The sequence below is a fragment of the bacterium genome (assembly GCA_030693205.1).
In the GTDB taxonomy this organism is placed as follows: Bacteria; Patescibacteriota; Minisyncoccia; order JAHIHE01; family JAHIHE01; genus JAHILZ01.
Genome location: JAUYBG010000002.1, coordinates 1 through 11,653, shown reverse-complemented (window position 1 = coordinate 11,653; position 11,653 = coordinate 1). Strand labels below are relative to the sequence as shown.

Here is an 11,653-nt window from a genome sequence, read left to right as displayed (position 1 = left end):
TCTTTTTTTTGTCCGCGTTGCCATTCCTGCTGCGGTTTAGCGCCTCCGCCGTATTGCTGTATTTGCGGCTCTTCCGAGTCCGCCAGTTCGATGCTGTCTTGCATTTGTTGCGCAAGGATCGTTTCCGCTTCCCTTTTTACTTGCCCTTGTCGGGATTCTTCTATTAAATCTTTAGCGCTTTTTCCAGCCGGCCTTAATCGTTGTTGATTTCCGGCGGCTTCTTTTTGGCGCTGTATTTTTTTTTTGTTTAGGTCGATAATTGCCATATTAATATCGCTCGCATTTTAAAAACGCCGGTATTTTTTAAAGTTCGATTATTTTTCTTCTACTTTTATAACTTTCTTATTGAAAAAATCAATTACCTTTTGCGCAATTTGGCTTGGCGTATTGAAAGCTTTTATCCACCAGTCTTGAGCACCAAGGCGTTTTCCTTCCATAATATCGATTGGAGAGGCAAGATTAGACAGCACGATAATAGGAATTTTTTTGATGTTTTCTTGCTCTGAAGCTTGTCGGACTTCTTCCAATAGGTCAAAACCGTCTTTTCTCGGCATGACGATATCAAGAAGCACAAGATCGGGAAGAAACTTTTTCATTTTATCTATTCCGATCTGGCCATTGGCCGCGGTCTCGACCAAAAAGCCGCTGGCAGTGATTCTTATGCGATACATTTCGCTTATGTCATTGTCGTCTTCAACAATTAGGACTTTCTTTTTGTTTTTTTCAAAAATCATATTGTTTGTTAATTTATTAAAATTAAAATTTAACTGAATTAATTATGGCGGCATTTTTGCGTATCGCATCAAGGCCCGCATCTATTATATCAGTTTTTGCTGTTTTGTCTCCCTGTCCAAAATTTTATTCACCAGTGCGTCCGCTTCTTTGTTCTTTTCCCGGGGAATATGGGTAAAGGTTATTTTTTCGAAATCGAACATCAGGTTCCATATTTTAATGAAAAGCGGCGTTATTTTTTCGTCTTTTATTCTATATTGGTGATTAAGTTGTTTTACAACCAGCTCAGAATCAAGGAAACAGCTGATGTTTTTGGCTTTTAATGACTTGGCTTTCAGCAGAGCCATAATTAGCGCTTTGTATTCGGCTTCATTGTTTGTAGCTTTGCCGATAAACTCGCCGCATTCGCATATTTTGGCAGTGCCCGCATAGAGCAAAGCTCCAATAGCCGCCGGACCAGGATTGCCGCGGGATCCCCCGTCGGAGTAAAGAGTAAAAGTGTTAGAATCCATATTAATTTGGTTTTATGGTTTGTTTTTTATTTCTTCGATGTTTTCAGGTCAATGATCTTAAATTCCAGATTACAATGTCCGTTCCAGTGATTGGCGGTTAGAATAAAGACAATATCAATCAGGCTTCCCAGTTTTAATTTTTTTGACCATTCGCCGAAATTAAATCCGATAGCCTGAAATTTTTTCCCTTTTTCCAGAGAAGATTCCATGCTCAGCTTGAGGTGTTTTTCCCCGTTTCCCACCGCGCGCATTTCGGTTATTTTCATATCGCGGAGGAGAAAAGCCGGTTCGGGATTCGCTTCTCCATAGGGAGCAATTTTTTCAACTTTTTCAAAGAAAGTCCAGTCTATGTTTTTTATTTCAATTTCAGCGTCAATCTCGATGCTTGGGATAAGTTCTTCGTTTTTGATCTCGCGCGAGGCAATTTTAGCGATCTCTTTTTTTAGCTTTTCAAGATTTTTATTTTCCACCTTAAAACCGGCAGCGCTTTTGTGTCCTCCAAATTCGCTGAGAAGCGATTTTGAGCGGCTGAGAGATTCGATCACGTCAAACGAAGGTATGCTGCGGCACGAACCCCCGGAAAAATTTTCTCCCTTGTTGTAAATAAAAACCGGTCTGGAATATTCGTCCGCTAATTTTCCCGCGATTAACCCCAGTATCCCGACGGGCCAAGCGCTGTCGCCTTCAAAAATAATTTTTTCCGAGGGATTTTTTCCGATTCGTTCGCGGATTTGTTTTATGATCTTTTCAGTCAGGCTTTGGCGCCCTGCGTTAAGGAGCTCCAGCGATGCTACCAACCCCTGCGCTTCTTGCGCGGATTCAGTGATCAGCAATTCAAAAGACGTGTTTGCGTGATCCATTCTTCCTGCGGCGTTGATCCGGGGGGAAATTTGATATCCGATCGTGTCGCTATCGATCTTAAGAGCCTGGTCCTTCCCGCTGGAAGCGGACTTTGATGCCTTGATCTTTTTTATTAATTCGGATAATCCCAGGTTTTTTGTTTTTCCCAGAACTATTAAGCCGTAATTCAGTAATGTTCTGTTTTCGCCGAGAAGCGGCACAGAATCAGCCACTGTGCCTACCGCCACCAGATCAAGCAGCCATTTTTCAAAAGACAAGCTGGTTTTGGCGCTGTTTGAGTTTTGTTTGGGTTTTTGGTTGGAGAGCAGCGCTTGGGATAGCTTAAAAGCCACGCCTACGCCCGCCAGATTTTTAAAAGGATACTTGTCGCCTTTTTGCTTAGGATTGATTATCGCCAAAGACTTTGGCAGTTTGTCCGGAACCCAGTGATGATCGGTAACGATCACGTCTATGCCAAGCGAGTTTGCCAGTTCAACTTCTTTCCAGCTGGCGATTCCGCAATCAACCGTAATGATCAAGGATACGCCGGTTTTTTTGATTTGTTCTATCGCTTCTTTGTTTAGGCCGTATCCTTCTTTGGCTCTGTCGGGAATATAGATCGAGACTTTTTTTGCTCTCAGGAATTTTAATGTTTTTATGATCAAAACGGAAGACGTGACTCCGTCGGCGTCGTAATCGCCGTAAATCAAGATCTTTTCTTTTTTTTCTATTGCTTTGTAAATTCTCTCGACCGCTTTTTTCATTCCTTTTAGGAGATAGGGGTCGTGAATATCGTTTTTATAATCAGGGCTAAAAAACTCGTCGATTGTTTCTTGAGTGGTTAATCCCCTGTTATAAAGCAGTTGCAGTATCAATGGCGAGTGTTCGGGAAAAGTTTCACATAATTTTTTATCAATTGGCGGCTTGATGATCCATTTTGTTTCCATGACGATCAGTTTATTGTATTAGCAAATTTAGTTTTCTCGCAAACAATATTTTTATTTATTCGTTGCTTCGACTTTTGCCTTTAATTCTTTCCACTGCTCGTCCACTCCTTTTTGTATTTTTTCAACGATCGGCTGGTTTTCCGGAAGCAATAAATGTTTGAATCTGACCTGTGATTTGATCCAATCGCCTACCGGCAAAAGTTTGGCAGGCGTGTAGTTGATTTTATATTTGCCATTCTCGATTTCATACAACGGCCACAGCCCTGTTTCTACCGCCAACTTAGCTATTTTAATCGTTAAATTCGGCGGATGGCCCCAGAATAATTGGCACGGGCTTAAAATATTAATAAATGAAGGGCCGTCAACCGCCATGGCTTTTTGAACTTTTGAGGCGATGTCTGGCCAAAGGTGAATCGAGGCTTGCGCGGCGAACGGAATATTGTGAGCCGCAACAATTTCAGTTAAGTTCTTGCGGCGCTGATTTTTTCCATAACTGATTTTTCCCACAGGGGTTGTGCTGGTCATCGCGCCCAAAGGACTGGCTCCCGAGCGCTGATCCCCCGTATTCATATAGGCTTCATTGTTGTAGCAAACATAAAGAAATTTATGTCCGCGCTCCAGCGCTCCCGACAAGCTTTGCAGCCCGATGTCATAGCTTGAACCGTCTCCGCCAAAAACCACGAATTTTATTTCTCGGCTGATTTTTCCTTGGCGGCGCAAAGCGTTGTATGCCTCAACGATTCCCGAAGCGGTTGCCGGGGCGTTTTCAAAAGCGCTATGGATCCAGGGAATATTCCAAGCCGAATAAGGATATACGGAAGTGGAAACTTCCAGGCATCCGGTTGCGGTTATCGCTACGACCGGTTCTTTGATGTTGGCTAAAATTTCACGGACACAAATCGGAGCGCCGCAACCCGAACAAAGGCGGTGTCCGCCGGTCAGTCTTTCCGGAGCTTTTGCGAGATCGTAGATAGTGGTCATGATAGAAAATAAAAATGTAAATATTAAAATAAAAAATGATAGTATGGGAATAAGAAGCTAGGCTAAATAATGTGTAGCTTAAAATCTCAATTTTCAAATCCTAAATTCCAATCAAATCCAAATGATTTAAACCCAAACAAAAAAATATTATTATCCAGTATGGTTTGAAAATTAAAACATTTAAAAATTCATTGAAAATTGGTACTTGAAAATTGAAAATTAACTCACGTATGAAAATATTATATCACTTTTTGCTCATTAAAACAAACTTGATAATTGACGTCTTTTTTATCGCTGTTACATTTCTACTGCGTTTTTAAGGTGGCGAATCGTTGCTTTGCGAGAGGTTTTATCGATCTCAATCGCGATAACGTCGATTCGCCATGAAATATCCTCCGAGTATTTATTTTCGTAAAGAAAAGTTTGAGCGGTTTTAATTATTTTTTTCTGTTTGGAAAAATTAACCGAATCTTCAGGAAGAAAAACAGAAGGAATGTTGTTGGTTTCCCTCGTTTTTATCTCCACAAAGACCAATTCTTTTTCCGGTGATTCGATAATTAAGTCTATTTCCCCCCATCTTTTTGAATAGTTTTGATCGATTATCGCATACCCATGTTTTTTTAGGTATTCTTTGGCTATTTTTTCACCCAAATCTCCAAAAATTCTTTTTTGTGTAAGCATATACTATAACATTATTTGACAAAATAAGCAATTCATTGTATTATTACAACAAGTTGTTTGATTTATGTCAAGACGGTGTGTATAAATTTTGTTCTGTGGATAATATGTGAGTAACTGTGTTAGCCAATAGTTCATTATGTTGGCTTTTTGTTTATGATTTTTGCATTAAAATTGTTTTATCTCCCCCCCCCATCTTCCTCTGTACAAAATGTTTCACCCACCTCCGCTCCTGTACAAATTGTTTCACGTGAAACAATTTGTCTTCAGAGGTTTAGGATATTGGTTATAGTCTGTGTCTTAGCTACGGTGGGCACGCGTGAAACATTTTGCTTTTTATGTTTTAGATTAACCACTTTTTGAGTACAATAACACAGAGATCTTGTTTATGTCGATTAGGTAAGCTTGACACGTAAGCATTAGTCCGATAAACTTACTGTATCTGCTATTAAGGAGGTAGATATATTGACTTCTATAAAGACTGAATTGAAGAAACGAAAAAAAATTATAAAAATCGCAAAAATTTTGTCAATGCGGGATGAGGGACCAGGTGATTATCCAGAAATGGATGTTGTGGATACTAAAGGAAAAAAGCACGTACTTTCAGCCCTTGATTTCTCTATCGATTTGCGCGAGTGGAAGAAAATAAAAGCTGGTTCAAAAATTGAACTAACAATTGGGGAATTGATTGTTAACAAAAAAATAATTGTTTAAGGTCGTAAGCGCTGGTATTAGCCTACGCCTTTTTTTTATGCTCTAATATTCAATATTAATTTTATCTTTTGCAGTAGAAAGAACTAGTCCAATTGTAAGCCAAAAAGTTAATTGCCCTTGCTGAAGAGTCCAAAAATAATGATCAAACAACCCAATAAACAAGAATCCAATAAAAACTGATATTAAGCCCGTTTGCATTAAAAATGTTTCACGTGAAACATTTTGATTTTTACCGCTTAGATTAAGCATTGTTTTTAGCGTATTAGCATCGGCGAGTACGCGTGAAACAGTTTTACTGTTTGGCCAAGTCGTTTTTACTATTAAATATATAAATACTAGAAACATGCTTAACCCAATTAGTCCTAGTTCGCTGGCAATCAATAAATAGATATTATGTACGGGTTGGAATTGCCACGATTCCAATTGATTGTTATAAAATTTTTGCATTATGACTGTAAAATTTTTACCGCCGATTCCGGTTATTGGGAATTCTTTGATTATATTGATGGCGATATTATTATACAGAATTCGATTATCGGTTGATTCTTGGTATTTATTTTCATTATCGATTGTTCTGTTATTAATTTGTTTCCAATTAGTGCTAATAACTACCAATAACGGAATAATTATACTTAAAATTAATAAAGTGGTTCTTTGATTGAAGATAAAACCGGTAAATTGTTTCACCCACCTACGCAGAATCTCAAATTGTTTCACGTGAAACAATTTGTCTTGATTATTTTGCGTTAAACTTGGATTAAAGATTGATAGCATCGGTGGGCAGGCGTGAAACAATTTAGATCTAATCGTAAGAAATATAAAAATAATAATTATCAATATTGATGATAGCCAGGCTATTCTTGAGAAGGTTAAAATAAAGGCTGTTAGCTCTGCGATTGTTCCAGATACAAGAAAAGCATATAAAATTGTTTCACGTGAAACAATTTTATATGCTTTTAGGGTTTTATATGAAAATAGAAGCCAAATACCGCAAAAAATGCTTAGAATAAGGAAACCGGCGAATACATTTGGGTGCGGGAACGTTCCATAAGCGCGGATAGCTTTTTCGCCATCAACGACGATTTTGGCAACATTAGGAATCTGCGGGGACAAGATAGATTCCATAAAAATTCTTAATCCCAGGGATCTTTGTAGATAATATTGGGCTATTCCTATAAGCGATTCAAGGAACCCGGAAACAAAAATTAGCGCAGCAAGGTTATTAAAACCGAACCATTTAAACCGCCGGCTAATATATAAAAAAAGTAAACCGAATTCCAGAATCTTAACGGATTGATAAAAAGCGATATTTTTATATTCAGACCAGTAAATATTGATAAACGACCATGTAATTAATGTAATAAGTATAAAAGTACTGGGGATAAAAAGGGGAGAACCGTGGATACGTTTTGTTATTATACCGAAATAGTTTTTAAAAGTCAATGTATTGACAAAGAATGTTAATAATGTTGTTATTAATAAAATATCTGAAAGATAAAGGAAAAAAGTTGCATATTCATTGAAGGTTCCATTTAAATAGGTTTGGGGTGTGTAAAACGTCAGTCTTGTTTGAAAGGGAATTGATAATAAAAAAAGCGTGAAAAAAAACTTTTCGAGTTTATCCAGATCTATTTTTTGCAGATAACCCTTGAATTTTTGAATTAGGATTTTATTCATTGTCTATATGATAGCAGATTTTAGGATTTTTTAAAAACAAAAAAAGAAGACCACGTAGTTTGTGGTCTAAATAATTTTAAATTATTTTTTAAAATTATTTATATTTATTTGCCAGGCCTGGGTTTGTCCATTTTTTCCTCCATTCTTTTGATCTGTTTATTTAATAGTTTATAAACAGTACGCGAGCGTCATACCCGCAGATTTTTTCGCCTAAAGCATATAGAGCATTTCCACTAGACTCAGTGAAATTTATAATGCCGTTTACGATTAGTTCAACAGCGTTATCGTTTTTACCTATCGGTATTGCGACTACTGCTTTTGAAAATGCTATTCCTGCTCGTAAATCTTTTACGAATAGATCTTTTATTTCTTTTTCTTTTTTCAAATTTTTCTCCTCCTTGTTTTTTCTGGTCGCGCATCATATTTAGTCAGCGCGAACAAAAATATAATTTACCAAAATTTTTTATCTTTGTCAATACCCTAATTGTGGATAATTTAATAATATAAAAAAATCGCTTGATCTGAGACCAAACGATTTTTTCTTGAGCGGGTGATGGGACTCGCACCCACGACCTTCTCCTTGGCAAGGAGACGTTCTAACTGCTGAACTACACCCGCAGGCGATTGTATGGTGCCGAGGGGGAGACTTGCACTCCCGACACCAGCTTTTTCAGAGCTGTGCTCTACTACCTGAGCTACCTCGGCTCAAAACAACTAATAACTTAAAACTTATAACAAATAACAATGTAGGTTATAAGTTATCGGTTATACGTTATTCGTTATCGTGTGCACGTTGCTGGGATCGAACCAGCGGCCCTCTCGACGTCAACGAGATGCTCTACCACTGAGCTAAACGTGCCTAAATTAACTTAAAAACTTATAACCTAAAACTCATAACAAAATTTGTTATCGGTTGTTAGTTATGAGTCTCTGGTTATTTTAGGTGCCCAGGAGAGGATTTGAACCTCCAAGCCCGTAAGGGCGCTACCACCTCAAGGTAGTGCGTATGCCAGTTTCGCCACCTGGGCCAGTCTAGCTTTTCGCCAATAACTATACGCTTTCTTATTTCGCTATTTCTTTTTTGACTTTCGGTTTAGCGGTTAAGGCAACATCTTTTATGTCTTTGAAGCGGGCGGCTTTACCGGCTTTGTCGCGCAGGTAATAAAGCTTTGCTCTTCTGACCTTGTTTTGTTTTACGACCTCGATCTTTTTAATACTCGGCAAATCTAAAGGAAGAATATATTCCGCGCCAATTCCGTCGCTGATCTTTCGTACGGTGATCGTTGAATGCGCACTTTTGCCGTGGCGAGAGATCACGATTCCTTCGTAAACTTGGATCCTTTCTTTAACTTTGTCAGCCTCTTTGGCTTTTGCTTGTTTTTTTGATTTTGTCTGGGTTAAAACTTCAACAAATTTTTGGTGAATACGAATAACAGCGCCGGGTTTTATTTCGGGATGAGATTCTTTTTCTTTTGTCTGGTTTTTGACAAATGTTTCTAAGAGTGTCATAGGTTTAGATAATAATTACTGGTTAATGGTTCGATCTCGACGAAGCTCGGTGATGCCGAATGGCTTCCTTTTAAACTATTATTCCTAATAATTCTGGTTCGGTCGAATGGATTAATAATAATACAAAAGCTGTTATTAGTCAACCCCGTTATAGGTTTTAGGGGTGAATTTCGATCAGCGTTTTCAGAAAATCGTTTAATTCTTTTGGCAAAGGAGAAGAAAATTTTAAGGTTTTTTTAGCGGGAGAAATAAAGTCGAGGGCAGCGGCATGCAAAAAATGGCTTTTAAGAGGAACGATTTTTTGTGTTTTATTCCATTTGTAAATTTTATCGCCAACGATATTGTGTCCCAAGGCGGCAAAGTGAACCCGGATCTGATGCATTCTTCCTGTTTCGGGCATTGCTTCGGTTAAGGTATATTCATTTCCGGCAGAATCTTTTAAATATTTGAGAACCGTAAAGCGGGTGAGGGCGGGCCGGGCGCTATCGGTGATATTCTTTTCTTTGATCGCGACTTGTTTTGTCGGCACAGTTTCTGATCGCCTGATGGGAAAATCAATTATTCCTTCGCGTGGCGTTAAAATTCCATGCACTAGGGCGAGATAAGTTTTTTTAACTTCACGGTTTTTAAAAATGTTTTTGAAGTATTCGAAAGAGGAATTATTTTTTGCGATTATCATTATGCCGGAAGTGTCTTTGTCCAGGCGGTGAACGATGCCGGGCCGCATTGGGTCTTCGCCAACACTTTTAATTTCCGGCCAGAGCGCGAGCAGTCCGTTCACTAAAGTTTTTTCTTCGTGCTTGGTTCCGGGATAAACCACGAGTCCCGCCGGTTTATCGATAACCGCGAAATCTTTTTCATCGTGAATTATTTTAATTTTTACTGACGGGTCAGGGGATAGGTCTGTTTTTTCGGCTGGCGGTTTAATTTCAACAACATCTTCGGTTTTAATTTTATAAGATGATTTTGTTTCTTTGCCGCTGATTAAAATATTTTTTTCTTTGATCATTTTTTGGATCGTCGCGCGCGAATATTCCTGAAGCTTTTCGCTCAAAAATTTATCAAGGCGTTTGCCTTGATCTTGCGTTTCGGCTTTAAATTGGAAAGCTTGGGACATAAATAAAATATTTATTTGCTATCAATAATTAATAATTTGTGCGCCTGCTTGGAATCGAACCAAGAACCGCTAAGGTATAAGCTTAGTGCTCTAACCAATTGAGCTACAGGCGCCCTACTGCGCTCTGATTGCTATCAGAGCTTCGAAGGGTGAATGATACACTGTATAGGCGCTACTTGTCCTTCCGAAGCTCAAGTTAATATTTGAGCGAAGGAGGGAGCTACAGGCGCTTATCATTTTATCTTATACTCTTTTCAAAGATTTTTCAATAGCTTCCAGGTTTCCTTTCAGTATCTCATAGGGATTGGCAAAGTCTTCTTTTCTGCCGGTTTTATGATGCGTGATCCCGCTAGCGGCGAATTTTATGGCGGAAGCGGTGGAGATTGAGACGACCAAATCTTTTTCGTTAATGATTTTTTCTTCCCGCGCCTGGCGGATCGCGTCGAGCGCCACTGCGCTTTGCGGGCAGATATTGGCGCCGGCTCGGGTGAATCTCGCCCAGGTTTTTAAAATTTCTTTTTCCGATGAGCGGAAGAATTTGATATTGAAAGCGCCGTAAAGTTTTTTGATACGGGGGAAACTGACCGGGCTATTGATATTCATTGCCGAAGCGACAGTGTCTTGATAAATTCCCGGAGTGTATTTTTGATAATCGCTTTCGGCCCAGCGGACCAGAGTGTCGGAAGCGCCGGTTTGAGCGGCGATGATTCCGGGGAGTTCCGGAATCAATCCAAATTCTTTGGCGCGGAGCAGGGTTTGGAGCAGCGCGGATAGATTACCGCCATTGCCAACCGGCACCGAGATCCATTTCGGCGATGCCCAAGAAAGGTCTTGCAGAATTTCCAAGCCAATTGATTCTTGTCCGACAATTCGCATATCGTTTTTACTGTTCACTAAAATCAGTTCCGGGTGGCGGGCGGTAAATTGCTGAATGAGCGTCATACAGCCGTCGAAACCATCCGGGTGATTGATCGCTTTAACTTCGGCGCCATGCGCCATGGCTTGAAAAAGCTGGGGGTCGGAAATTTTTTGATTGGGCACCATCACGATGCAGCGCAAGCGGTCGCGGACATAAGCGGAGTAAACCGCGGCTGAAGCCGAAGTGTCGCCGGTCGAAGCGCAGCTAATGCCTTTGATCTTTAGATCCGGATAATCTTCTTGCAATCGCAAAGCGTCGGAGATCGCGACCGGCATTCCCCGGTCTTTGAAGCTTTCGGAAGGGGATTGGCCTTCCATTTTTATGTAAAGATTTTCCAGGCCAATCTCTTTTTTAAGCCAGGAAGGAATTTCGAATAAGTCGGTTTGGCCTTCTTTTAGGGAAATTATATTTTTTTCAGGAAATCCCGGGAGTAAGAGGTCGCGCCAAAGCCAGACTCCGGAATCATTCGGGTAGATCTTTCTGGCTTCGCCGTACCGCAAGCTATCAAAAAAACCTTGAGCTTTTTTACCAATGCCGATCTTGTTTTTTATATATTCTTCGTCCCTTTCAACCAGCAAAAGCCCCTGGCAATCGGGGCAAGTATATAAAAATCTATCCGGCTGGAATTTTTTTCCGCAAGAGATGCATTGGTGAAAGTAACGGAAAGGAGTCATAGTGGTATTTTGTGTTTAATTATTTAAATCGGCAAAGCTCGTCAATCATTTTTGATTGCCCACTTCGACTCGACGAATCGAGGCGAGCATGGGTACCCCTTTCTTTCCCCTGATGCATTCAAAAATGAATTGACTTCGATTTTAAGGATATACCAATTAGCGTGGTTTGTGTTCTTCTTTATACTATCAAATATAGCTTAAAATTCAAGTATTCTGCATAAGTTCACATACATCTTGCACTCCATGAAACCCTAAATGGAGTTTTACAATTCAATCCATTCTAAATATACTGGTATTAAAGGTTTTATCACCTTGTATAATTACGCCTTAAAATACCAATATATGATCACTGC

At 39.5% G+C, this 11,653-nt stretch carries 12 protein-coding genes and 5 tRNA genes; 1 reads left to right on the top strand and 16 read right to left on the bottom strand.

Translation table 11 applies throughout. The annotated features are described in order from the left end of the window. The 6 genes from Q8N37_00095 to Q8N37_00070 all read right to left on the bottom strand — a co-directional run. Positions 1–266, bottom strand: a 266-nt coding sequence (locus Q8N37_00095) for a hypothetical protein (GenBank protein ID MDP3056912.1), incomplete at its 3' end; no start/stop codon positions are given. A 48-nt stretch (positions 267–314) separates the two neighbouring features. Continuing rightward, a complete protein-coding gene (locus Q8N37_00090) occupies positions 315–734 on the bottom strand; it encodes a response regulator (GenBank protein MDP3056911.1) in 420 nt (139 codons plus the stop codon). A gap of 84 nt (positions 735–818) precedes the next feature. Then, complete coding sequence (locus Q8N37_00085; GenBank protein ID MDP3056910.1) at positions 819–1,244, bottom strand: ribonuclease HI family protein; 426 nt, start codon at positions 1,242–1,244, stop codon at positions 819–821. Positions 1,245–1,270: 26 nt separating this feature from the next. Next, positions 1,271–3,031 carry a single-stranded-DNA-specific exonuclease RecJ gene (recJ, locus tag Q8N37_00080; GenBank protein MDP3056909.1) on the bottom strand — a complete coding sequence of 587 codons (1,761 nt, stop codon included), beginning with the start codon at positions 3,029–3,031 and terminating at the stop codon, positions 1,271–1,273. 51 nt (positions 3,032–3,082) lie between these two features. After that, positions 3,083–4,012 carry a thiamine pyrophosphate-dependent enzyme gene (locus tag Q8N37_00075; protein ID MDP3056908.1) on the bottom strand — a complete coding sequence of 310 codons (930 nt, stop codon included), beginning with the start codon at positions 4,010–4,012 and terminating at the stop codon, positions 3,083–3,085. Positions 4,013–4,309: 297 nt separating this feature from the next. Then, the gene (locus Q8N37_00070) at positions 4,310–4,693 is read right to left on the bottom strand and encodes a YraN family protein (GenBank protein MDP3056907.1); all 384 of its coding nucleotides are present in this window, start codon (positions 4,691–4,693) and stop codon (positions 4,310–4,312) included. Between the two features lie 522 nt (positions 4,694–5,215). Between Q8N37_00070 and Q8N37_00065 the strand changes: the two genes are divergently transcribed. Then, positions 5,216–5,404, top strand: coding sequence for a hypothetical protein (locus Q8N37_00065; GenBank protein ID MDP3056906.1), 189 nt, complete (start codon positions 5,216–5,218; stop codon positions 5,402–5,404). 42 nt (positions 5,405–5,446) lie between these two features. Here Q8N37_00065 and Q8N37_00060 read toward each other — a convergent pair whose 3' ends face one another. From Q8N37_00060 to thrC, 10 genes are all read right to left on the bottom strand, one after another. Beyond that, positions 5,447–7,081, bottom strand: a complete 1,635-nt coding sequence (locus Q8N37_00060; protein MDP3056905.1) for an O-antigen ligase family protein — start codon at positions 7,079–7,081, stop codon at positions 5,447–5,449. Between the two features lie 160 nt (positions 7,082–7,241). Continuing rightward, positions 7,242–7,466, bottom strand: a complete 225-nt coding sequence (locus Q8N37_00055; GenBank protein MDP3056904.1) for a hypothetical protein — start codon at positions 7,464–7,466, stop codon at positions 7,242–7,244. Positions 7,467–7,626: 160 nt separating this feature from the next. Beyond that, positions 7,627–7,699 (bottom strand) — tRNA-Gly (locus tag Q8N37_00050). Between the two features lie 11 nt (positions 7,700–7,710). Then, positions 7,711–7,786: transfer RNA gene (locus Q8N37_00045), tRNA-Phe, on the bottom strand. An 82-nt stretch (positions 7,787–7,868) separates the two neighbouring features. After that, positions 7,869–7,940, bottom strand: a tRNA-Val gene (locus Q8N37_00040). An 85-nt stretch (positions 7,941–8,025) separates the two neighbouring features. After that, positions 8,026–8,109, bottom strand: a tRNA-Leu gene (locus Q8N37_00035). Between the two features lie 34 nt (positions 8,110–8,143). Further along, entirely contained in the window at positions 8,144–8,590 is a 447-nt protein-coding gene (gene rplS / locus Q8N37_00030) for a 50S ribosomal protein L19 (GenBank protein MDP3056903.1), read from the bottom strand. Positions 8,591–8,747: 157 nt separating this feature from the next. Beyond that, complete coding sequence (locus Q8N37_00025) at positions 8,748–9,707, bottom strand: RluA family pseudouridine synthase (GenBank protein ID MDP3056902.1); 960 nt, start codon at positions 9,705–9,707, stop codon at positions 8,748–8,750. A 39-nt stretch (positions 9,708–9,746) separates the two neighbouring features. Continuing rightward, positions 9,747–9,820, bottom strand: a tRNA-Ile gene (locus Q8N37_00020). A 130-nt stretch (positions 9,821–9,950) separates the two neighbouring features. Continuing rightward, positions 9,951–11,300 carry a threonine synthase gene (gene thrC / locus Q8N37_00015; GenBank protein MDP3056901.1) on the bottom strand — a complete coding sequence of 450 codons (1,350 nt, stop codon included), beginning with the start codon at positions 11,298–11,300 and terminating at the stop codon, positions 9,951–9,953. Positions 11,301–11,653: the final 353 nt, after the last annotated feature.